Origin of the sequence: Teichococcus globiformis, assembly GCF_042646265.1 — a bacterium.
Taxonomy (GTDB): Bacteria; Pseudomonadota; Alphaproteobacteria; order Acetobacterales; family Acetobacteraceae; genus Pseudoroseomonas; species Pseudoroseomonas globiformis.
Genome location: NZ_JBHRTN010000010.1, coordinates 122,616 through 144,601, shown reverse-complemented (window position 1 = coordinate 144,601; position 21,986 = coordinate 122,616). Strand labels below are relative to the sequence as shown.

The following is a 21,986-nucleotide window of genomic DNA, read 5'->3' as shown; positions in this document are numbered from 1 at the left end:
CGGCCGACGGCAGGCTAAAGCAGAACCGGCCCGGCGGAAATCCGCCGGGCCAGCTTTGCCGCACGGTGCGCGACCGGTTCAGTTGCCGTTATGCGCTTCCGCCGGCATGTCGGACGCGACAGCCTCCGGCACCGGTTCCGCCGCGGACGCTTCAGTCATGGCGGCTGCATCGGCAGCTTCGGCCGCCTTCCTGCGGGCACGGGTCTCCGCACCCTTCTTGGCAGCTGCGGACCGGCTCGAGCTGCCCGTCGGCGCCGTCGCCTTGCGAAGCGCGGGCTTCCGCACCGCACTGACCTGGCGTGCCGGGGTAGCCTTGGTGGCCGAAGGCTTCTTCGCCGCGGCGGGACGTGCCGCCTGCTTCTTGGCCGCAGCCGGCTTACGCGCCGCCGTGGTGCGGGCTGCCGTCGCCTTTGTGGCAGTGGATTTGCGAGATGCGGTGGATTGCGAGGTAGCGGATTTGCGAGCGGGTGCCGTGCGTGTGGCAGCCGGCTTCTTCGCGGCGGTTCTCGCCGTGCTGGTCCGCGCCGAGGACGCCTTCGCCGCCGCAGGCTTCCGGGCGGTCGCTGTTCTGGTGGACGCCGCCTTACGCCCAGTGGCCGTCTTGGCGCTGCTCGGCCTGCTGGCTGTGGAACGGCTGGTGGACGTCTTGGCCGCGGTCGTCTTGCCGCTGGAGGACGTCTTGCGGGACGAGGCGCTCTTCGTGGCTGCTGGCTTGCGAGACGCCGCGGTCTTTGTTGCGGCGGGCTTGCGCGTGCTAGCCGTTCCCCGGGCAGCAGTGGTCTTGCTGGCAGCCGGCTTCCGGGCCGCTGTCTTCGCTGCAGCGGGCTTGCGGGACGCGGGGACGCTGCGGCTGGCGGGCTTCTTCCCTGCCGCGCTCTTCACCGCCGCGCTCTTTGTGGAAGCGCTCCGGCTCGCGGTGCTTTTCGTCGAGGCGCTCTTTGTCGAGGCGCTCCGCGACGCGGTGCTCTTCGCAGCAGAACTCCTTGTCGCCGTGCCCTTCGCTGCGGTGCTCTTCGCCGTAGCGCCCTTGCTCGCAGCGGGCTTCTTCGCCGCCGGCTTGGCCGCGCTCTTGGCCGCGCCTTTGGCCGGCGCCGCCTTGCGGCCGGCCGTGCTGGCCTTCCGCGTCGCCGCACTGCGTCGGCTCGTGCTCATTGCCATGGCTTGCGCCCTGGGTGTCTTGCTGTCGCTGTCGGACATGTGCTGGATCTCCTAACCCAAAGTCTCTGCCGCCATGGTCTGGCATACGGGGCGCACGGCTTGGCCCCGCATCCCGGTTTCTGCGCGGCGCTTCGCTGGCAGCCGGATCGCCGCTGACAGAGTCCGCCTCGCCGATCTCTTGTCCCGCATTCCGGCCGATGCACGACGCGGCTCTTGACAGCGCCACCCGCGAATCGCGCTCAACCGGTGCGCGCGCCACACGCTATCTTCACGCACAATCTGCTTGTCAACGAAATCCGCCTGTCCCCGTTGCAAAATCACGACGTCGCGTCCGGATCCACGCCCTGCTGCATGAGCAGCGAGGGTGGGCTGCGGCGCCAGGAGACACGCCACAGCCTGCATCGAACGCAAATCAGCGGTGCGGCAGCTCCCGCTGCGCGGCGCCGGTGTACTGCGACAAGGGACGGATGAGGCGATTATCGGCGCTCTGCTCGATCACATGCGCCGCCCAGCCGGTGATGCGGCTGGCAACAAAGATCGGGGTGAAAAGCGGGATGTCGAAGCCCATCAGGTGGTACGCGGGCCCCGCCGGAAAATCGAGATTGGGATGGATGTTCTTTTTCTCCAGCATCTCGGCGGCGAGGATGCGGCTCATCTCCATCCAGCGGCGGTCGCCTACCACCTCGGCCATCTTCTCCGCGTACCGGGTCATGGTCGGCACGCGACTATCACCGTTCTTGTAGACGCGATGGCCGAAGCCCATCACCAGCGCCTTGTGATCGAAGCGTCCCCGGAGCCAGTCGGCAGCCTTTTCCGGGCTGCCGATCTCGGTGAGCATGTGCATCACGGCCTCGTTGGCGCCGCCATGCAGCGGGCCTTTCAGCGCCGCGATGGCCGCGGTCACCGCGCCATGCAGGTCCGCGCCGGTGCTGGTCACAGTGCGCGCGGTGAAGGTTGAAGCGTTGAATCCGTGCTCGGCATACAGGATCAGGGAAACGTCGAAGGCCTTCACCACTTCCGGCGCCGGCACCTTGCCGAGCACGACGTGGAAGAAATTCTCCGCGAAGCTGAGCGACGGGTCGGGATCGACCGGTGCCTGCCCTTTCGAGGCGCGGTGCGCCGCGGCGATGGCGGTCGGGATCCTGGCCAGCAGGCGCATGGCCTTGCGCCGCGTCGCGGGCTCGGACGTATCGGCAGTGTCCGGGTCCTCAAGCCCGAGGAAGCTGACCGCCGTGCGGATGGCGTCCATCGGATGGGCGTCATGCGGAAAGGCCCGGATGACCTGGTGCAGCGCAGGCGTGATGGCCCGGTTGGACGCCTCCTCCTTGCGGAAGTCGGCAAGCTGCGCGGCATCGGGCAGCTCTCCGTTCCACAGCAGATAGGCCACCTCCTCAAAGCTGCAATGCTCGGCCAGATCCTGCACGGCGTAGCCGCGATAGGTCAGGCTGTTGGTTTCCGGCATCACCTTGGAGACGGCGGACACGTCGGCGACCACGCCGACCAGCCCCTTGCGGATCTCGTTGAGGTTCTCGCTCATGGACTTCCTGTTCCTTGTTTGGAGTGCCGGCGAAACGGCGTGGCGCCGGCAGATCGGCCAGGGCGGAGAACGGTCTCCGCCCCTTTCCCGGTCAGAAAATGCCCGGCTTGCCCTCGGCCAACGCCCCGCGCGGCATCGCGACGTTGAGCAGATGCAGCTCGCCGGCCGCGAGGCGCGGCAGGTCCTGCACCACCTCCAGGAACCGCGCGCCTTCACGCGGTGTGATCAGCCCCTCGGTCATGGTCAGGAACTTGCCGATGTAGTCTTCCCGCACCCAGGGCTTCGCGCCCAGCGGATGGGCATTCGCCACCGCCATCTCATCGACCAGCGTGGTGCCGTCCCGGAAGGTGATCTCCACCCGTGCGCCGAACGCCTTCTCGTCCGGATCGACCGAATGGTAACGCCGGGTCCATTCCGGATCCTCGCGCGTTTCCACCTTGTGCCACAGCCGCACGGTGTCAGCCCGGCCCGCACGGCGCGGCGCGTAGCTGTCCACATGGTGCCAAGCGCCGTCCTGCAACGCGACGGTGAAGATATACATGATGGAATGGTCCAGCGTTTCGCGACTGGACTTCGGGTCCATCTTCTGCGGATCGTTCGCCCCGGTGCCGATGACGTAGTGGGTGTGGTGGCTGGTGTGGATCAACACCTTCTCGATCGCGTCGAAATCGGCGATCTTCTCCCGCATGCGGAAGGCGAGGTCGATCAACGCCTGGCTCTGGTATTCGGCCGAATGCTCCTTGGTGTAGGTGTCGAGGATGGCGCGCTTGGCCTCACCCTTCTCCGGCAGCGGCACCTGGTAGTAGGTCGGGCCGTACACGTCGTCACGGTTGGACCGTCCGGCCAGGACCCAGGCGATCACCGAATCCTCACCCTCGTAGATCGGGCTCGGCGCGCCCTCACCGCGCATGGCGCGGTCGGCGGCTTCAACCGCCAGCTTGCCCGCATGGGCAGGCGCGAAGGCCTTCCAGGTGGAAATTTCGCCCTTGCGGCTCTGCCGGAAGGTGACGGTGGTGTGCAGCGCCTGCTGCACTGCCTGGTAGATGGTTTCCTGCTTCAGCCCGAGCAGCGTGCCGATGCCTGCCGCCGCCGAGGGGCCGAGATGCGCGATGTGGTCCACCTTGTGTTCATGCAGGCAGATGGCCCGGACCAGGTCGACCTGGATCTCGTAGCCCGTCGCGATGCCGCGGATGAGGTCGCGCCCCGATCGCTCCATGGTCTGCGCGACCGCGAGGATCGGTGGGATGTTGTCGCCGGGATGCGAATAGTCGGCAGCCAGAAAGGTGTCGTGCATGTCGAGCTCGCGCACCGCCGTGCCGTTCGCCCAGGCTGCCCATTCCGGCGAGAAGCCGGCATTGTTCGCCAGGCCGAAGATGGTCGCGCCGCCCTTGCGGGGATGCCCCATCGCCATCGCGCGGGCGGATGTCGGCGCCTGCCGGTTGACCGAAGCGATGGCCACGGCGGCGTTGTCGATCACGCGGTTGATGATCATTTCGGCCACCGGTTTCTGCACCGCCACACGGTCGGCAGCGACGGCGGCGATCTTCCAGGCGAGCTGTTCCTCGCGCGGCAGCAGCGCCTTGGAGGGGTGGACCTTCACGTCGTGCATCTTCATGCGACGGCGTTCTCCCATTCTGTTGCGGTGGTTGGCCGTGCCGTTGTGCGCCGCATCGCGACGGGCGTCCATTCCGATTGATCGCGGTCCGCGATAGCTTTTGCGTATGGACGCACGCCTTCTCCGCCGCCTCGGCCATTTCCTTGCTGTTGCCGAGGAAGGGCATTTCGGTCGCGCCGCCACGCGGCTTGGCATGTCGCAGCCGCCACTCACTGCGCAGATCCAGGCGCTGGAAGCGGAACTCGGCGTGCTTCTGCTGGAACGCACGCGGCGCGGCACACGGCCGACGCGCGAGGGCGAAGCATTGATCCCGCTGGCCCGGCGGCTGGTGGAGGATGCCGGAAAGCTGCAGTCCCTGGCGCGCGAGCTGCGAAGCGGCCGGCACGCGCCGGTAGCCATCGCCTGCGTCACCTCCGCCCTGTTCGACCATCTTCCGCCGCTGGTGCGCGCCCTGCGGGATGCTCGCCCCGAGGCGGCCGTGACCGTGCGCGAGATGGACACGGCCGACGCCATGGAAGCTCTGCGCCGGGGAGAGGTGGACCTGGCGCTGCTGCGGCTGGATGGTGACCGGCCGCCGCTGCGCGTGTTGGCGCTGGGCGAGGACGAACTGGTTGCCGCTTTTCCTCAGGGCCATCCGCTGCTCGATCTTCCCGAGCCGTTGCCGATTTCGGCTCTGGCCGATACGCCGCTGCTCACTCTGCCACGCGCGATCAGCCCGGCCTATTTTGATGCGCTGGTTGCCGCCTGCCGCGAGGCGGGCTTCGAGCCACGCGGGCTGAGCGAGGTCGGCTCCTCCATGGCGCAGCTTTCCTTTGTGGCGTCCGGCTTGGGCGTTGCCCTGGTGTCGTCCGGCATGGCGCGCATTCATCCTCCTGGGCTGGCCTTTCGCAGGCTGCGGGGCCCGATCCGCGCCGTGGCGGTGGCGCTGGCGTGGAACGAGGATCGCGAAACGGAATCCGCTCGGTCCGCTCTTCTCCTGGCGCGTGAGGCGTTTCGGTTGTCCTGAGCGCACCATGAAACCGATACAGAGACGGATTTTCTTTATCGATCAGTTGATAAGAACTTTCTTCTGACTCGGAATCTCGGCATTGTTGCGCTTGTGCACGTGGCCTCGGGGGAGGCTGGCGGGCACGCCCGGACATGGCAGCAGGCCGCCGGGAGGGAGGGGATGCGCGGCCCGCCTTCGGGGGCGTTGGTGCGGGGCGCGCGATGGGGGATTGAGCCGGATGGCGGATCAGCGAAGGCCCGGTCGGGGCCGTGTCGCGCGTGCCTTGCTCGCGCGCTGCGGCAACGTGTTCTGGGGACAGGCCCGGACCGGGCTAGTGGCGCTGGCGGCAATGGGGGCCGCCCTGTGCGCCGCACCCGAGGCCAAGGCCCAAATCGGTGGCAGCCGCTATGCCGCCATTGTGGTCGATGCCAGTACCGGGCGCGAGATCCTGGCAATCAACGCTGACGAGCCCCGCTACCCTGCCTCACTGACCAAGATGATGACCCTCTACCTGGCCTTCGAGGCCATGCAGCAGGGTCGGCTCTCTCCTACGACCCGCATTCCGGTGTCGCGCCACGCGGCAGGACAGCAGCCTTCCAAGCTCGGCCTGCGTGCGGGCAGCACCATCACGGTGCGCGACGCCGTGCTGGCCCTGATCACCAAATCCGCCAATGACGCCGCGGCCGCGCTCGGCGAGCGTCTGGGCGGCAGCGAGGTGCAGTTCGGCCGGGTGATGACGCGCAAGGCGCGCGAGCTCGGCATGCGCAGCACCAGCTTCCGCAACGCGTCCGGCCTGCCCGACGCGCAGCAGGTGACCACGGCGCGCGACATGGCGATCCTGAGCCGTGCTCTGCACCGTGACTTTCCCGGCCGCTATGACTGGTTCAGCATCCGCAGCTTCAACTACAACGGCCAGACCATCCACGGCCACAACCGGGTCCTCACCGAGTACGACGGCGCCGACGGGCTGAAGACCGGCTACATCAATGCCAGCGGCTTCAACATCGCCACCAGCGCGGAGCGGGACGGCCGTCGCATCGTGGCCGTGGTGTTTGGCGGCGCGACCAGTCGCGAGCGCGATGACCATGTGATGGCGTTGCTCGATCGTGGCTTCTCGGCCGGGCCCGGCCGCAACAGCGACATGATGACGGCCTCGGTCAGTCCCAGACTGATCGCGACGGCCAATGCCGCACCCATGGCCGCGCCGGCGTTGAGCCCGCCGCCCATGGCGCGTCCGGTCGCAAGCCGCACCGCCAGGCCGGTGTCCGCCAGGGGCAACTGGGGTGTTCAGGTTGGCGCCTTCACCGACCGCCAGATCGCCACCCGCGCGGCCTCCAGCGCTGCCAAGAGCCTCGGCGCCGCCCGGGTGGAGCGGGTGAAGGTGAAAGGCGTTTGGTATTACCGTGCCCAGGTCATGGGCCTTTCCGCCGGAGCGGCTCGCAACCTGTGCGACGCCCGCCGTGGTCCCTGCATGGTGCTGCAGCCCTGACAAGCCTGCCCGTCATGGCTTGTTGATGGCGGAGGGCGGGCTTATCGTCCGCCCATCAAGCTCGACCGGATCATGCCGAATGCAAGAAGCCTATGACCGCGTTTTGCGCGGCGACCTTGTTCTCCCCGACGCGGTGCTGCCCGATGCCTACGTTGCGGTGCGGGGAGAAACCATCGCAGCCATCGGTCAGGGCACGCTGCCGCCCGCGAAGCAGGTGGATGATTTTTCCGGCAAGCTGATCCTGCCCGGGCTGGTGGATGGCCACATGCACACGGGCAGCGCCATTGGCTGGCCGGGCATCGAGGGCGCTACGGCCACGGCAGCCGCAGGCGGCGTCACCACTGTTTGCGACATGCCGTATGACGTGCCGCGCGCAGTGACCTCGGCTGAGATCTTCCGCGAGAAGGTCGAGGCGGTGCATCAGTGGGCGCATGTCGACGTCGCGCTTTACGGCACCATCCGCAAGACGGGCGGCGTCGATGCCATTGCCGGCCTGGCCGAGGCCGGTGCTTCGGCGTTCAAGCTTTCCACCTATGAATATGACGCGGTGCGCTTCCCCCGCATCGATCACCCGACCATGGTCGAGGCCTTCCGGGAGATCGCCAAGACCGGCCTGATGGTCGCCGTGCACAATGAGGATCAGGAGCTGGTCGAGCGTCTGACCGCGGAGGCACGGGCCTCCGGCCGCGTTGACCCGATCATGCATGCCCGCACCCGCCCGCCCCTGGCGGAAACCATGGCAGATCTGGAGATCTTCGAGATCGGCATGGAGACCGGCGCGCATGTCCACATCGCGCATTCCTCCGTCGCCCGCGGCTTCGATATCGCGGAGAGCTTCCGCTCCATGGGCGGACGTGCCACCGGCGAAGCCTGCATCCAGTATCTCTGCATGACCGAGGAGGACCTTGTCCGCCTGAAGGGCTTTGGAAAGTGCAATCCGCCGCTCCGCACGGCGGAGGAGGTGGAGCGCATGTGGGTGGCACTCACCGCCGGCAAGATCGCCTATGTTTCCACCGACCATGCCCCGTGGCAGCGCGAGAAGAAGCTCGGCGACGACATCTTTGCCTGCGGCGCCGGGCTGACCGGCATGCAGAGCTATGCGCCGCTGATGTATACTCTGCTGGCGGAGCGCGGCCTGCCCGTCACCTGGATGGCACGACTCTGTGCCGAGAACACCGCCCGCTATCATGGCTTGTTCCCGAAGAAGGGTGCCATCCGCATCGGCTCCGATGCCGATTTCGCGGTGCTGGAGACCGGCGACTTCGTGTTCGACGAGGCCACCATCCAGGACCGTCCAGATGCGCGCTGGTCGCCCTATCATGGTCGCGCGATGAAGGCGCGGGTCGCCGCCACCTTCCTGCGCGGCGCTGCCATCTGGAACGGCACCGAGGTGCAGGCCAAGCCCGGCCAGGGCCGCTTCGTTCCCCGCCAGCACCGCGAGAGCGTGCTCGGGTGATTCGGCCGCTGCTGGTAGCAGGCGCCGCCCTCGGCGCCTTCTTCCTGTGGATCGTGGTGACGGGGCCGGGCACCAGCCTGCCACTGGCGCTGGGCGGCGGTCTTGTTGCCCTGCTGGCCGGCCGCATCGCCTACCGCCTGCTGACGCCACGCGGCGGCGACAACGACACCGCCCCGCCGAAGTGAGGGATGAGGCCCATGTTCGAGATGCGTGAGGAGAAGGACGGCAGCCTGACCGTCTGGGTAGCGGGAGGAGAGCGCGTCGCCATGCTGAAAAGCCGCGAAGCGGCGGAGGCGCTGGTCGATGCTCTGGAGGATGCCTGGGATTCAGCCTTTCTGCAGGCCGTCGCCGAGGTGCAGGAGGATTACGGGGCAGATTTCATCGATCCCTTGCCCCCCGCCGCCAACTGATCCAACCAGCCGGGAGAACCAGACCCATGAGCCGCAAGATCACCGTCGCCGGGGCGCAGCTTGGCCCCATCCAGAAGGCCGAGGGCCGCGATGAGGTGGTAGGTCGCCTGGTGCGCCTGATGGAAGGGGCGCACCGGCGCGGCGCCGAGGTGGTGGTGTTTCCCGAGCTGGCCCTCACCACCTTTTTTCCGCGCTGGTACGAGGAGGACATCAACAACGCCGACCACTGGTACGAGAGCGCCCTGCCCTCGAACGCGACGGCGCCGCTGTTTGATGCCGCCCGCAGGTTCAACATCGGCTTCCATATCGGCTATGGCGAGATCGTGCACGAGCCCGATGAGGGTGGCGTCCAGCGCAAGAGGCACTTCAACACCGCCGTCTATGTCCACCCGACGGGCGAGGTGGTGCTGAAGTACCGGAAGGTGCATCTCCCCGGCCACCGCGACTTCGATCCGAAGCGCAAGGTGCAGCACCTGGAGAAGCGCTACTTCGAGGTTGGCAACCTTGGCTTTCCTGTGGTCCGGGCGCCGGTCGGTCAGGCCGGGCCGGTCAACATCGGCATGTTGATCTGCAATGACCGCCGCTGGCCCGAGGCCTGGCGGGTGCTCGGCCTGCAGCAAGTCGAGCTGGTGATGCTGGGCTACAACACGCCCTCCACCAATCAGGATGCCCAGGGCTTCGAGGCGCACCACCTGCGTGTGGAGCACAGCCACCTGTCGATTCGCGCAGGCTGCTACCAGAATGCTTGCTTCGGCGTCGCCGTTGCCAAGGCAGGCACGGAAGATGGGTGCGAGTTGTTCGGCAACTCCATCATCGTCAACCCGCAGGGGCAGATCATGGCCGAGGCGGTGACATGGGATGACGAGCTGATCGTGGCTGATTGCGATCTTGAACAGTGCGAGCTCGGCCGCAACTCCATCTTCAACTTCGCGGCGCATCGCCGGACAGAGGCCTATGGCCGCATCCTGGAGCAGACCGGCAGCGTTGCGCCGGACGAGTGGAAGCCGGGCGACAAGCCGAATGGCTGAGGGCGCCTCCCAGAAGCGGGCATGAAGATGGCCGTGGTTGCCCACTTGCGGCCGCAGCACCTCCGCAGCCCGCGTTCTGGAGGTGAACCATGACAGATGTGTAGATCCCGGAACGGCGCCGCCTGCTGGGCATGGTCCTGGCATGCGCGGCGGCAATGGTGCCGTTGCCCACGCGTGCCGACGAGGATGATGACGATGACCATCGGCGCGGCACCCGCCATCGCCCGGAGGATCCACGCTGGCACCCTCAGCAGGAGCTCCGCTTCCGAAACCGCCATGACGATGACGACGATGATGATGAGGAGGCACGCCGTGCGCGTCCTCGCGCTCGTCGTGGCGGGCGGGAGGATGACAGGGATGATTGACGGCTGAAGCGGTGGCTGGAGGCGCGGCCCCTTGTCACGGCGGGGTCACGGAGGGAGCATCGCCCACCTAGTCCAGCGCGGAGCAGCCTGCCCATGCCCACCGAGAACCATCCCCGTATCGCCGCCATCTCTGCCGAAGCCGGCGAATGGCGGCGCGACATGCACGCCCACCCCGAATTGTCCTTTGCGGAGCATCGCACCAGTGACCTGGTGGCTGCCCGGCTGGAGTCCTGGGGCATCGAGGTGACGCGGGGCATCGCCGGCACCGGATTGGTCGGCACGCTGCGCGGCAGGGATGCTCCTTCGGGGCGCAACAGCGGCCGCGCCATCGGACTGCGCGCCGACATGGACGCCCTGCCGATGCAGGAGATCACCGGCCTCCCCTATGCTTCCACGGTGGACGGAAGAATGCATGCCTGCGGGCATGACGGGCACACGGCGATGCTGCTGGGGGCAGCCCAGTACCTGGCGGAAACGCGTGATTTCGACGGCACCGTCCACTTCATCTTCCAGCCGGCGGAGGAAGATGGCGGTGGCGGCGAGGTAATGGTGAAGGAAGGGCTGTTCGAACGCTTTCCCTGTGACCAGGTCTTCGGCATCCACAATGACACGCAAACACCGGCGGGCGTGTTCACCGTGGCGCGCGGCACGGTGAACGCGGCGGCGGATTCCATTGACATCCGCATCCTCGGCAAGGGTGGGCATGCAGCCCGTCCGCATCAGACATTGGATCCCGTGCTGGGCGCGGCGCACATCATTGTGGCGGCACAAAGCGTGGTCAGCCGGCGCACCGATCCGCTTGACTCGGCTGTGGTGTCACTTTGCACGGTGCATGGCGGCACAGCACGCAACGTGATCCCCGAGGAGGTGACCGTCACCGGCACGGTGCGCACGCTGAAGCCCGCGACCCGTGACGCGGTGGAACAGCAGCTCAAGGCCGTCATTACCGCCACCGCCGAGGCGCATGGGCTGCGCGCCGAGATCACCTATGTCCGCGGCTACCCCGCCGTGATCAACAGGGACGAGCCGGTGGAACGCGCCCGCCTCGCCGCCGCTGCCCTGGCAGGCGAGGACCGGCTGATCCGGGAACGCCCACCCACCATGGGTGGCGAGGATTTTTCCTACCTCGCCAATGCCGTGCCGGGTTGCTTCATCCGCCTCGGTCAGGTCGATCCGGCAAAGCCGGGCTTCGCCACGCACCATCCAGGCTACGATTTCAACGATGCCATCCTGCCGACCGGCATCGCCTTCTGGGCGAGCCTCGTCGAGCAGGAGCTCAAGCCCGAGTAAGGGATGGCGTCAGGCAACGGTGGCGAGGATCGCCTGCGCCGCCGCGGCCTGGCATGGCTCGATCACTGGCACGCCGGCGGCATCTTCCGCCGCCGCGCGGTGTCCGGCCATGCCGGCGCAGCCCAGGATCACCGCTCCTGCCCCTTCAGCGGCGAGGCGCCGGGCCGTGTCGCAGATGACGCCACGCGCCGCCGCAGGATCGGTCAATGTCTCCATCGGCAGGTTCAAAGCGATGCTGGCCGCCAGCCTGCCCTCCGCCCCCATGGATTGCAGGGCACGTCTTTGCCGTGCCTTGGAGGCCTCCACGAAGGCGATCACGCCAAAATTCTCCGCCCGCGCCAGAGCTGCCGCCACCGCGCAGCGGAAGGGCCCGAAGACCGGCCGCCTCGTTGCGCTCCGCACAGCCTCCAGCCCTGGATCTGATACGCAGGCAATGATGTAGGCATTGGCCGGCTCGGCCTCGACCATGCGGCACAGCGGTTCGGCCACCGAATACCAATCACGCCAGGAGGCGATGGCAGGCGGTCCGCCGGGAAGCGAAACCACCTGGAACGGGGGCGCCGCCGGCGCGGAGAAGGAGCGTAGGCTCTCGGCAATGCCGCGTGTGCAGCTTTCCGATGTGTTGGGGTTGATGACCAGGATGCGGCGCATGGCGACAGCATCCTGGTGGCTGGGACGGATGGCAAGCAGTTCGCTGCTCGGCAAGGCCTTGATCTGGGGCCGGTGCCATGCCGATATGGTCTATGTGGATCACGCGCCGCGGCACAAGGCGGCCGTCGGGTTCCTATCACGGGATCCCGGACCGCCGGCCGGCCAAGGGGCGGCGGATCGAAGAACAGAACAGCAACCAGGACCGCACCGAATGGAACGCCCGCCGCAACGCTGGGAACCTGCCCGCGGCACCGCCGTGCCGCCGGGGGGTCCTTCCTTCACCACCATGGTTTTGCGCGGCGCCCGCAACAGGTGCCCGATCTGCGGTGAGGGACATGTTTTTCAGGGCTACCTGCGCATAGTGCCCGAGTGCAGCGTCTGCCATGCGCCGCTGGGACGGGTGCGGGCGGATGACGCACCTCCTTATTTCACCCTGTTCATCGTGGCCCACATTCTGGTGCCGCCGATCTTCTGGATCGAGAAGGCCTATCAGCCACCGATGTGGCTGCACATGGTGGTTTGGCTGCCGCTCTTCGCGCTGATCTGCGTGGCGATGCTGCGGCCGGTGAAAGGGGCGGTACTGGGCTGGATGCTTAGGCTCGGCATCACGGGCGATCCGCATGGCGAGTCCCAGGGCGATTATTCGGCCGCCCAGTCGGCGGCACCCCCGGTCCCGGGGAATGAAGGCGGAGTGCCTGGCACATCCGGAAGCCCGGTGCGCCCCCGCCCCGCACCGGAGGGGCGCCATGGGTGAGCAGTGCCTGCAGCGACTGGTGCTGCCGGATCAGGCGCCGCTCCCCAACCCGTATGCCGAGGCAGACCGCAGCCAAGCGGTGGCCGATCTTCTGGCACAAAACCGCTTCGACCCCGCCGGACTGCCCGCCGGCCCATACGCGCTGTATCTGGAGATCCGCGAGGGGCGGCTGATCCTGGACATCCGCAGCGTCACCGAAGCGCCGTTGCGCATCATCGCGCTGGCACTGGGGCCATTCCGCCGGCTGATCAAGGACTACCACATGGTCGTCGCCAGCCATGAGGCGGCGGTCACGGAAGGCGGCTCCGACGCGCGCATCCAGGCCATCGACATGGGCCGCCGCGGGCTGCACAACGAGGGCGCCGAATTGCTGGCTGCGCGACTGGATGGCCGCGTGACACTGGATTTCGAGACCGCGCGCCGCCTGTTCACCCTGGTTTGCGCCCTGCACCAGCGTATCTGACGGCGCATCCCTCTCACCCTCTCAGCGCATGCGAACTTCACATGATTTCAGAGGGTGCCGGGCCTATATGCGCCCACCACACCCTATCACCCCGCCCGCGCGCGGCTTTCCACGGACGGAGGCTTGCCCCCATGAAGATCGACGGCGTTCCTTATCGCAGCGTTTGGGTCGACCCCGAGGATGGTTGGTCCGTCCGCATTATCGACCAGACGCGCCTGCCCTGGGCGGTGGAGATCCTGCGCCTCACGGAAGAGAAGCAGGTGGCGCACGCCATCAAGTCCATGCAGGTGCGGGGTGCCCCGCTGATCGGCGCCGTTGCGGCCTACGGGCTGGCGCTGGCGCTGCGGCGCGATGCCTCGGACGCGGCGCTGGAAGGTGTCGCGGCCATGCTGGGAGCCACCCGCCCCACCGCCATCAACCTGCGCTGGGCCCTGGCCCGCATGCTGGATGCGCTGCGCCCGGTGCCAGAAGCGCGGCGCGCGGACGCTGCGTATGCCGCCGCAGCGGCCATTGCCGAGGATGACGTCGAGACCTGCCGCGCGATTGGTCAGCACGGGCTGCCCCTGATCGAGGCGATCGCCGCCCGCAAGACGGGCAAGCCGGTCAACATCCTGACTCATTGCAACACCGGATGGATCGCAACGGTTGATTTCGGCACAGCCCTGTCGGTGATCTACCAGGCGCATGATGCCGGCATCCCGCTACATGTTTGGGTGGACGAGACACGGCCGCGCAATCAGGGCTCGGCGCTGACGGCGTGGGAGCTGGGCAAGCACGGCGTGCCGCATACGGTGGTCGCCGACAATGCGGGCGGTCATCTGATGCAGCACGGGGAAGTCGATATCTGCCTTGTCGGCACCGATCGCGTGACGAGGCAGGGCGACGTGGCCAACAAGATCGGCACCTACCTCAAGGCGCTGGCGGCGCATGACAACAACGTGCCCTTCTGGGTGGCGCTGCCGCACTCTACCCTGGACATGAGCGTCCGCGACGGCGTTCGGGAAATCCCGATCGAGGAGCGCGACGCGCGAGAGGTGCTGGAGGTGACCGGCCAGAGCTGGGATGGCCGCGTTCAAACCGTGCGAACTGCTGCTCCGGGCAGTCCCGGCCTCAACCCGGCCTTTGATGTGACGCCGGCGCGTCTGGTGACGGGGCTGATCACGGAGCGCGGGCGCTGCGACGCCACAGAAGCTGGGCTGCTTGGTCTCTATCCCGAGTTCTTGGCCAACGTTGCGGCGGAATAATTGCTGCGCCATGTGCGGGCGGCCTGTCCGGTATTTCCCGTGACACGGCTGCCCGGGCGTTGCACGCTTCTTGCTGGCATGATGCGGTCACAACGGCCGCACCCGGCCGCAGGGAGTCCAGTTGAAGTATGCGTAAACTTGCCTTCGCCCTTGCCTTCGCCGCGCCGATCGTGCTCGGTGCCGCGGCCCAGGCCCAGCAGCCGATCCGCACCGCCGTGGACGGAACCTTCGCCCCCCATGCCTTTCCCAAGCTTGATGGCGGTGTGCAAGGTTTCAACGTGGACCTGTTCACTGAGGTGGCGAAGCGCATGGGCCGCCCCATCACCATCGACAGCGCCAGCTTCTCCGGGCTGATCCCGGCACTGAATGCCGGGCGCTACGACTTCCTGGCCGCGCCGGTGACGGCAACCCGGGAGCGGGCCGAAGGCGTGCTGTTCACCGAGGGCTACCTCTACACCGCCTTCCAGTACGGCATCCGCAAGGGCTCGGCGCCAATCAAGTCGATGGACGACATCAAGGGCAAGGCGATCGCGGTCAACAAGGGCTCAGCCTACGATGCCTGGGCCCAGGCCAATGCCGGCAAGTACGGCTTCACCGTGCAGACCTATGACAGCCAGCCCGACGCGGTGCAGGCCGTGGTGGCGGGCCGGGCCTATGCGACGCTGGGTGGCAACACCACCATCCGCTATGCCGCCACACGCAATCCGATGTTCGTGCCGGATTTTGTCATGAACGAGACCCGCGCCCACTGGGCCGCACCATTCCGCAAGGACGACGTGGCCGGGCGTAACGCGGTCGAGAACGTGCTGGAATGCATGAAGAAAGACGGCACCATCGCCGCCTTGTCGGAAAAATGGTTCGGCGTAAAGCCGGCTGAGGACGATGCCGAGAACGTCGTCTTCCCCGGCTATGGCGTGCCGGGCTTCCCTGGCCATGATGCAACGGAGCACACGTCGAACTGCGGCTGAGCATAACCCTGTGCGGCGTGGCGCGTTCCTGCTTGGACCGTTCGCAGCAGGAGGGCGCCATGCCGCGCGGTGACAAGTCAGCCTACACCGAGAAGCAGAAACGCAAGGCAACGCACATCGGGCAAAGCTACGAGGCACGCGGCATCCCCGAGGACGAGGCCGAACGCCGCGCCTGGGCCACGGTCAACAAGGATAGTGGCGGCGGCAACAGGAGCGGGTCGGGGCGCGGCAAGCCGGATACCCAAGCCGCCGCGCATGAAGGAGGTAGAAAGGGCGGCGCCGCCTCGGCGAAGCGCCCTGCCGCCGAACGTTCGGCCTCGGCACAAAAAGCACCCGGTTCGCGGCAGGCCCACGCCTCTTGACCGGCAGGCCGGACCAATTGCTCAACGCTGCCGCCAGGGCAGCCCTTCGGCCTTCCAACCGGCCACCTGGCCGCGATGACCTTCGATGTCGGGCGGCCCTTCGAAGCCGTCAGCGACGTTGAAGGCATTCGGGAACCCTGCGGCCTGCGCGGCCTGGGCCGCGGCCAAGCTGCGGGCGCCCGAGCGGCACATGAAGTAAAGCTTGTTCAGCGGCGTCAGCCCGGCCTTGCGCAGATGATCGGCGAAGGCGCCGTTCACCTGCATCGACGGGTAAAGCTGCCAGGGGATGAGGATGGGCTGCTTGCCTGCCTCGGCCAGCTCGGCAAGACCGACGAAGTTCCATTCCGCATCAGTGCGCACGTCGATCAGCACTGCATCGGCATCCTGCCGCAGCGCGTCCCAGGCGGCGCGGGGATTGATGTCTTCCACGCTCATGACAGGTCCTCCACAGGTTCCATGACATTCGACGTTCCCCCGGTCTGTCCCAAGGGCACCACATGCCGGCACTGATCTTGGGGTCGCCGGACCGCAACGTCCATGGGTGGCTGGCCGAGGGGTGCTGGCCTTGCCGCCGCGCCTTCGGCAGGATGCGCGGAAGTTCTCGAGAGGATAGGGCATGGCCTTCGTGGTGGCGGTTGCGCAGCGCAAGGGCGGCGCCGGAAAATCGACCGTGGCGGCCAATCTGGCAACGGCGATGGCCGTGGCAGGATGCAAGGTCGCGCTGCTGGACACCGATCCGCAACAAACGCTCGGCCGGTGGCATACCTTGCGGACAGGCCACCGCAAGGCCTCGCCCCTCACCTTTGAAACCTCTGCCGGCTGGCGTCTTCCCGGCACGGTGGACCGCATGCGCACGTCGCATGAGCTGGTGGTGATCGATACACCTCCACATGACGACCTGGATTCGCGGACGGCGATCCGCGCGGCCGATCTTGTGCTGGTACCTTTGCAGGCCTCGCCGCCCGATCTCTGGGCCATGGACGCGACCCTGGATCAGGCCAGGGCGGAGCGTCGTACCGTTCTCCTGGTGATGAACCGGCTGTCGGCGACCGGTCGGTTGCGGGACCAGACACTGAGCACCATAGGGCAACGTGGATTGCCCCTGTTGGAGCCGGCCTTCGGCAGTCGCGCCGATTTCGTCAATGCCTTTGCGGTTGGCCTGGGGGTGACCGAGGCTGCTCCCCGCGGTCTGGCGGCGGCCGAGGCGCGTGCTGTGGCAGAGGCCGTCATGCGGCAGGGCAAGGCCGGATGAACGGCCCTTCCAGTCGCAGCGGCGCTGCGGCCAACGCGTTACGAAAGGATAAGCTCGCGCCATGGATATCGAACTGATCCGCGACATGGCCGGACCAGAGGCACAGGCCATCCGCGATGGCCTGTCCCGCCATCGTGCCGCCGCCCTCCGCGGATTGCGGGCAGACATCATGCTCACGCACCCGCTGTGCCTGTTCCGGCGCGACGAGGCCGGCATTGTCCAGGCCGGGCTGCTGGCCGAGGTGGCTCTGGACTGGCTGTTCATCGAGAAGTTCTGGGTGGACGAGACTCTCCGCGGGCAGGGCGCCGGCTCTGCCCTGCTGACTGCAGCCGAGGCCGAAGCGGTGCGCCTCGGCGCTGTGGGCGCGCATCTCTACACCAGCTCGTTCCAGGCGCCCGCCTTCTACCGCAAGCACGGCTATCGGGAGATGGGCCGGCTTGAAGGACGTCCCGCAGGTCACGACCGGCACTGGTTCGCCAAGCGCTTCTGATCACCTGGCGCGAAGCCGGACCTCGCGGTGCCAAATATAAAGTCCGGACGCCACCAGGATTGCAACGCCGAGCAGATCCAGCGTGACCGGCCACTCGCCCCACACCAGCAGCCCGAAGCTCATGGTCCAGAGGATGCCGGAATACTCGAAGGGTGCGATCAGCGTCGCCTCTCCGCTGCGGTAAGCGGCCGTCATCAGCAGCTGCGCCAATGCGGAAACCAGTCCAACGGCCCCCAGCAAGGCCCATTGTCCCGGCGATGGCCAGACCCACACGGGCAACGCTCCGGCCGCGCCCACCAACATCCCGCCAATGGCGAACCAGAGCGTGATGGTGGCGCCGGACTCACCCGCCTCGCCCATGCGGCGGATGGTGATCATGGCCAGGGCCCAAGCCAGGGCACTGGCGAGCACCGCCAGCATGGCCATGGCCGGAGGCGCGTCGCCATCCCCGAATCCCGGACGCAGCAGCACCAGCACCCCGCAGAATCCGGCCACCACGGCTGCCAGACGCCGCGGCCCGACCTTCTCCCCCAGCAGCGGGATCGACAAGGCGGTGAGAAACAGCGGCATGGTGAAGCCGAGCGCCGTCACCGTGGCCAAGGGCAGCTGGGTATAGCCATAGAAGGTCCCCAGCATGCCGATAACGCCATAGACCGTGCGCTGCGCATGGGCCCAGGGTTGCCGCGTCGCCAGTATGGTACGACGGCGGCCAGGCCCCGCCATCGCAATCGCCAGCGCCAGCAGCACCGGCACAGCGAAAAGGTTGCGGAACAGCACCACCTGCATCACGGGAATCGCGCCACCCAGCGCCTTCACCGCCACCGCCGCCGTGGCAAAGGTGGCCGCGGCGCCGATAACACAGAGAATGGCCCGGCTCCGCGCAGCCGGGTTGGAGGCAGCAGAGCCGGGGAGTTCCGCGGCATCTTGCGCCGCCGGGGCATGGACGATGGTGTTTGGGCGGCTCATGATGCGTGAAACGTTTCCCCAAGCGAGGTTAGGCTGCCCGCCGTATGAAGGCCAGACCGCTCAAGGCCCCTCCCGTTCCGCCGCATCCGCTCTACCGCCCAGAAAGCGACGAGGTCGTCTGGTCTGGCCGGTTCGCCCTGCAGATCGTGCGCTTCCGCTACCTGCGAAGCGATGGCACGCCCTCGCGCAGCCTGACCTGGGAATTGTGGCGGCGCGGTCAGGGCGTGGCGCTGCTGCCCTATGATCCCTGGACGAAGCGCGTGGCGTTGATCGAGCAATTCCGCCTGCCGGCCCTGGCCGCCGGCGAAGAGCCGGTGATGCGTGAGTGCCCTGCCGGGCTGCTCAACGTCGGCGAAGACCCTGCGGAGGCCGCGCTGCGCGAAACGGAGGAAGAAACGGGCTTTGTTCCCGACCGCCTGGCGCCGATCGGCGAATATCTGCTGATGCAGGGCGGCTGCGACGAGAAGATGCACTACTTCTGCGGCAGGGTTCGCCTTCCGGAGCCTGGCCTGATCGGCGTGCGCGGGCTCGAGGAGGAGGGCGAGGAAACCCGCATCCTGGTGCTGCCGCTGGCGGAGGTCGCCGGGATGCTGGCCCGCAATGAGATCCGCAACGTCACCACCGCCATGCTGCTGATGTGGCTGCAACTCAACCTGACCCGACTTGACCGCGAATGGATGGATGCATGACCGAACTGCTGTTCCGTGACGATGCCTATGCGAAGGACTGCACCGCAACCGTGATCGCCTCAGGCCCCGATGGCGTGGTGCTGGACCGCACGGTGTTCTACGCACAGGGTGGCGGGCAGCCGGGCGATACGGGAACGCTGCGCTGGCCGGGCGGCGAGATGCCGGTGGCCAACGTCGTGAAGGGCGGCGAGGGCGGCGTGCTGCACATGCCGGCGGAAGGCTCGGACCTGCCTCCGGCGGGGACGGAGGTGACCGCTGCGCTGGACTGGCAGCGCCGGCACAGGCTGATGCGGATGCACACCAGCCTCCATCTTCTCTGTTCCCTCATTCCCGGCGCTGGCGTCACGGGAGGCCAGATCGGCACCGACCGTTCCCGGCTTGATTTCGACCTGGCGGAGCCGCCGCCGAAGGAATGGCTGAGCGACCGCCTCATCGCACTGGCCGCCGAGGATCATCCGGTGACTACGCGCTGGATTACCGAAGCGGAACTGGACGCTAATCCCGGGCTGGTCCGTACCCTGTCGGTGCAGCCACCACGCGGATCGGGGCAGGTGCGATTGGTGCGGATCGGCGGCGACGCCTCCCCTGTGGACATGCAGCCCTGCGGGGGAACCCATGTGGCCCGCACCGGCGAGATCGGCCGGATCACGGTGAGCAAGCTTGAGAACAAGGGGCGGCAGAACCGCCGCGTTTATCTGGTACTGGAGGATTGATGACCATGCGGAATCTCGTTTCCACCGATTGGTTGGCGTCCGAGCTCGGCGCGCCGGATCTGCTGGTCTTCGACACCACCAAATACCTGCCCAACGAGCCGCGCGACGCGCAGGCCGAGTTCGCCGCGGCGCATATTCCCGGTGCCGGCTTCTTCGACATCGACGCGGTCGCAGACCCGGAAACCGACCTGCCGCACATGGCGCCGACTCCGGGCCGCGCGGCGCGAATGCTAGGCGCACTCGGTATCGGCAACCACCACCGCGTCGTGTTCTACGACCAGAAGGGGCTGTTCTCGGCCGCGCGCGGCTGGTGGCTGATGCGCTTGTTCGGTCATGAGAAGGCGGCGGTGCTGGATGGCGGGCTGCCAAAATGGCGCGCGGAGAATCGTGCGACTCAGGCTGGCAGCGTCGCGGACGTGCAGCCGCAGGCCTTCTGGACCGACTTCATCGCCCGGCGCCTCGCGGGGATCGGCGATGTGAAGCGCGTGGTGGAAGATCGCTCGGCCCTGATCCTGGACGCGCGACCGAAGGGCCGCTTCGACGGCACCGCTCCCGAACCCCGCCCTGGGCTGCCCTCCGGCCACATGCCGGGCGCCGCCAGTGTGCCGGCCTCCGATCTGCTGCATGCCGATGGCACCATGCTCCCACCTGATGAGCTACGAACCCGCTTCGCCGCAGCCGGCGTGACGGAGAACGAGGCGCGGCCGCTGATCGCGTCCTGCGGCACAGGCGTCACCGCTTGCATCGTCGCGCTCGGCCTCGTGCAGGCTGGGCTGCCGGAGCCCGCCGTGTATGACGGCTCCTGGACGGAGTGGGCCTCGCGTCCCGAAACTGCCAAGCAGAGCAACGCCTGATGCCCGACGATCTGCCCCCCAACAGCCCGAAGGGCCAGCACCCGAACACCGGCGCGCATTTCGCGACCCGCATGTCGCATGGCGGCCGCGCCGGGACCCGTGTGCATGGCTTCGTCAACCCGCCGGTGCATCGCGGCTCCACCGTGCTCTACCCTTCCTGCGCCGAGCGCGGCAGCATCAATGCCCGCTCGCTCGAGCAGGTCATGACCTACGGCACCGCCGGGGGCCCGACTCATTTCGCGCTGGAGAACATGATCGCCGAGATCGAGGGCGGCAGCCGGGCGCTGATCGTCGGCACTGGCCTCGCCGCCTGCACTTTGCCGCTGATGGCCTACCTGAATGCCGGCGACCATTCCTTGGTGCCGGACAGCGTGTACGGCCCGACCCGCCGCATCTCGGACGGGATGCTGAAGCGGATGGGCGTGGAGACGACCTACTACGACCCGCAGATCGACGCCGCGGGATTGCAGGCGCTGATGCGCCCCAACACCAAGGTGGTGTATGCCGAGAGCCCTGGCAGCCATACCTTCGAGATGCAGGACATCCCGGCCCTGGCCGATGTGGCGCATGCCCAGGGCGCCAAGCTGATCATGGACAACACCTGGGGCATCCACCACTTCCAACCCTTCACCAAGGGCGTGGATGTGTCGGTCCAGGCGCTGACCAAGTATGTGGGCGGCCATTCCGACGTGCTGTTGGGCAGCATCACCGTGAACACGCCGGAGGACTGGGCCATCATCGCCGGCGCGGCGCGCGAGGTCGGGCACTATGCCAGCCCGGATGACTGCTGGCTGGCGCTGCGGGGCCTGCGCACCCTGGCGGTGCGACTGAAGGCGCAGGAAGCGGCAGGGCTGGCGGTGGCGCGCTGGCTCGATGGCCGGCCCGAGGTGCTGCGCGTAATGCATCCCGCCATGGGCAGCCACCCGCAGCACGCGCTGTGGAAGCGCGATTTCACCGGCGCCTGCTCGCTGTTCGGGGTGGTGTTCGATCCCCGCTACACGGTGCGGCAGATCGATGCCTTCGTGGATGGCCTGTCCCTGTTCGGCATCGGCGCTTCATGGGGCGGCTACGAAAGCCTGGCCTTGCCCACCACGAACTACATCACCCGAACGGCCACGCGGCTCGATGTGCTGGAAGGGCCCACCGTCCGCTTCCATATCGGACTGGAGGACACGGCGGACCTCGTTGCCGATCTGGAGGCAGGGCTGGACGCGCTGCCACGGTAGGATCGCTGCGCCGCAGCA

General features: G+C 67.5%; 25 protein-coding genes. 20 read left to right on the top strand and 5 right to left on the bottom strand.

The features are described from left to right. Positions 1-157: 157 nt before the first annotated feature. Positions 158-1,213: a hypothetical protein gene (locus ACFOD4_RS11530; protein ID WP_379596571.1), complete on the top strand. Its 1,056-nt coding sequence runs from the start codon at positions 158-160 to the stop codon at positions 1,211-1,213. Positions 1,214-1,570: 357 nt separating this feature from the next. Here the strand turns inward: ACFOD4_RS11530 and ACFOD4_RS11525 are convergent, their stop codons facing one another. Together ACFOD4_RS11525 and ACFOD4_RS11520 are read right to left on the bottom strand one after the other, a co-directional pair. Further along, the gene (locus ACFOD4_RS11525; protein ID WP_379596569.1) at positions 1,571-2,695 is read right to left on the bottom strand and encodes a bifunctional 2-methylcitrate synthase/citrate synthase; all 1,125 of its coding nucleotides are present in this window, start codon (positions 2,693-2,695) and stop codon (positions 1,571-1,573) included. A gap of 91 nt (positions 2,696-2,786) precedes the next feature. Next, complete coding sequence (locus tag ACFOD4_RS11520; RefSeq protein ID WP_379596568.1) at positions 2,787-4,310, bottom strand: MmgE/PrpD family protein; 1,524 nt, start codon at positions 4,308-4,310, stop codon at positions 2,787-2,789. Positions 4,311-4,416: 106 nt separating this feature from the next. Here ACFOD4_RS11520 and ACFOD4_RS11515 point away from each other — a divergent pair, with 106 nt between their 5' ends. From ACFOD4_RS11515 to ACFOD4_RS11480, 8 genes are all read left to right on the top strand, one after another. Further along, positions 4,417-5,316, top strand: a complete 900-nt coding sequence (locus tag ACFOD4_RS11515; protein WP_379596566.1) for a LysR family transcriptional regulator — start codon at positions 4,417-4,419, stop codon at positions 5,314-5,316. Positions 5,317-5,536: 220 nt separating this feature from the next. Next, complete coding sequence (locus ACFOD4_RS11510; RefSeq protein ID WP_379596564.1) at positions 5,537-6,787, top strand: serine hydrolase; 1,251 nt, start codon at positions 5,537-5,539, stop codon at positions 6,785-6,787. Between the two features lie 79 nt (positions 6,788-6,866). Further along, on the top strand, positions 6,867-8,243 hold the full coding sequence (locus tag ACFOD4_RS11505) for a dihydroorotase (protein WP_379596562.1): 1,377 nt from the start codon (positions 6,867-6,869) through the stop codon (positions 8,241-8,243). After that, a complete protein-coding gene (locus tag ACFOD4_RS11500; RefSeq protein ID WP_379596560.1) occupies positions 8,240-8,428 on the top strand; it encodes a hypothetical protein in 189 nt (62 codons plus the stop codon). The genes ACFOD4_RS11505 and ACFOD4_RS11500 overlap by 4 nt, the downstream gene beginning before the upstream one ends. Positions 8,429-8,440: 12 nt before the next feature. Continuing rightward, the gene (locus tag ACFOD4_RS11495) at positions 8,441-8,653 is read left to right on the top strand and encodes a hypothetical protein (protein ID WP_379596558.1); all 213 of its coding nucleotides are present in this window, start codon (positions 8,441-8,443) and stop codon (positions 8,651-8,653) included. Between the two features lie 26 nt (positions 8,654-8,679). Next, positions 8,680-9,681, top strand: coding sequence for an N-carbamoyl-D-amino-acid hydrolase (locus ACFOD4_RS11490; RefSeq protein WP_379596556.1), 1,002 nt, complete (start codon positions 8,680-8,682; stop codon positions 9,679-9,681). Between the two features lie 195 nt (positions 9,682-9,876). Then, positions 9,877-10,053 (top strand): hypothetical protein, encoded by a 177-nt coding sequence (locus ACFOD4_RS11485; RefSeq protein ID WP_379596554.1) that lies wholly within the window; start codon positions 9,877-9,879, stop codon positions 10,051-10,053. Between the two features lie 86 nt (positions 10,054-10,139). Further along, positions 10,140-11,336, top strand: coding sequence for a M20 aminoacylase family protein (locus ACFOD4_RS11480; RefSeq protein WP_379596552.1), 1,197 nt, complete (start codon positions 10,140-10,142; stop codon positions 11,334-11,336). 9 nt (positions 11,337-11,345) lie between these two features. On the opposite strand, the gene ACFOD4_RS11475 is transcribed toward ACFOD4_RS11480, so the two are convergent. Beyond that, on the bottom strand, positions 11,346-11,987 hold the full coding sequence (locus ACFOD4_RS11475) for an aspartate/glutamate racemase family protein (protein WP_379596551.1): 642 nt from the start codon (positions 11,985-11,987) through the stop codon (positions 11,346-11,348). Positions 11,988-12,198: 211 nt separating this feature from the next. On the opposite strand from ACFOD4_RS11475, the gene ACFOD4_RS11470 reads away from it, so the two are divergent. From ACFOD4_RS11470 to ACFOD4_RS11450, 5 genes are all read left to right on the top strand, one after another. Beyond that, positions 12,199-12,741, top strand: coding sequence for a DUF983 domain-containing protein (locus ACFOD4_RS11470; RefSeq protein ID WP_379596549.1), 543 nt, complete (start codon positions 12,199-12,201; stop codon positions 12,739-12,741). Beyond that, positions 12,734-13,204: a UPF0262 family protein gene (locus ACFOD4_RS11465; RefSeq protein ID WP_379596547.1), complete on the top strand. Its 471-nt coding sequence runs from the start codon at positions 12,734-12,736 to the stop codon at positions 13,202-13,204. The genes ACFOD4_RS11470 and ACFOD4_RS11465 overlap by 8 nt, the downstream gene beginning before the upstream one ends. Before the next feature lie 131 nt (positions 13,205-13,335). Beyond that, on the top strand, positions 13,336-14,448 hold the full coding sequence (gene mtnA / locus ACFOD4_RS11460) for an S-methyl-5-thioribose-1-phosphate isomerase (protein ID WP_379596545.1): 1,113 nt from the start codon (positions 13,336-13,338) through the stop codon (positions 14,446-14,448). 128 nt (positions 14,449-14,576) lie between these two features. Continuing rightward, positions 14,577-15,416 carry a transporter substrate-binding domain-containing protein gene (locus ACFOD4_RS11455; RefSeq protein WP_379596543.1) on the top strand — a complete coding sequence of 280 codons (840 nt, stop codon included), beginning with the start codon at positions 14,577-14,579 and terminating at the stop codon, positions 15,414-15,416. 59 nt (positions 15,417-15,475) lie between these two features. After that, positions 15,476-15,778 carry a plasmid stabilization protein gene (locus tag ACFOD4_RS11450; protein WP_379596541.1) on the top strand — a complete coding sequence of 101 codons (303 nt, stop codon included), beginning with the start codon at positions 15,476-15,478 and terminating at the stop codon, positions 15,776-15,778. 21 nt (positions 15,779-15,799) lie between these two features. Here the strand turns inward: ACFOD4_RS11450 and ACFOD4_RS11445 are convergent, their stop codons facing one another. After that, the gene (locus tag ACFOD4_RS11445) at positions 15,800-16,213 is read right to left on the bottom strand and encodes a rhodanese-like domain-containing protein (RefSeq protein ID WP_379596540.1); all 414 of its coding nucleotides are present in this window, start codon (positions 16,211-16,213) and stop codon (positions 15,800-15,802) included. Between the two features lie 181 nt (positions 16,214-16,394). Between ACFOD4_RS11445 and ACFOD4_RS11440 the strand changes: the two genes are divergently transcribed. Together ACFOD4_RS11440 and ACFOD4_RS11435 are read left to right on the top strand one after the other, a co-directional pair. Then, positions 16,395-17,030: an AAA family ATPase gene (locus ACFOD4_RS11440; protein ID WP_379596538.1), complete on the top strand. Its 636-nt coding sequence runs from the start codon at positions 16,395-16,397 to the stop codon at positions 17,028-17,030. Positions 17,031-17,091: 61 nt separating this feature from the next. Further along, complete coding sequence (locus ACFOD4_RS11435; protein WP_379596537.1) at positions 17,092-17,520, top strand: GNAT family N-acetyltransferase; 429 nt, start codon at positions 17,092-17,094, stop codon at positions 17,518-17,520. Here ACFOD4_RS11435 and ACFOD4_RS11430 read toward each other — a convergent pair whose 3' ends face one another. After that, positions 17,521-18,486: a DMT family transporter gene (locus ACFOD4_RS11430; protein WP_379596536.1), complete on the bottom strand. Its 966-nt coding sequence runs from the start codon at positions 18,484-18,486 to the stop codon at positions 17,521-17,523. Positions 18,487-18,530: 44 nt separating this feature from the next. Between ACFOD4_RS11430 and ACFOD4_RS11425 the strand changes: the two genes are divergently transcribed. Genes ACFOD4_RS11425 through metC form a run of 4 tightly spaced genes read left to right on the top strand, consistent with a single transcriptional unit; the run spans position 18,531 to position 21,968 of the window. Continuing rightward, complete coding sequence (locus ACFOD4_RS11425) at positions 18,531-19,175, top strand: NUDIX domain-containing protein (RefSeq protein ID WP_379596535.1); 645 nt, start codon at positions 18,531-18,533, stop codon at positions 19,173-19,175. After that, positions 19,172-19,888 (top strand): alanyl-tRNA editing protein, encoded by a 717-nt coding sequence (locus ACFOD4_RS11420; RefSeq protein ID WP_379596534.1) that lies wholly within the window; start codon positions 19,172-19,174, stop codon positions 19,886-19,888. The genes ACFOD4_RS11425 and ACFOD4_RS11420 overlap by 4 nt, the downstream gene beginning before the upstream one ends. Before the next feature lie 5 nt (positions 19,889-19,893). Beyond that, on the top strand, positions 19,894-20,742 hold the full coding sequence (locus ACFOD4_RS11415) for a rhodanese-like domain-containing protein (RefSeq protein ID WP_379596532.1): 849 nt from the start codon (positions 19,894-19,896) through the stop codon (positions 20,740-20,742). Beyond that, a complete protein-coding gene (gene metC, locus ACFOD4_RS11410; RefSeq protein WP_379596531.1) occupies positions 20,742-21,968 on the top strand; it encodes a cystathionine beta-lyase in 1,227 nt (408 codons plus the stop codon). Before ACFOD4_RS11415 ends, metC begins: the two co-directional genes overlap by 1 nt. Positions 21,969-21,986 lie beyond the last annotated feature (18 nt).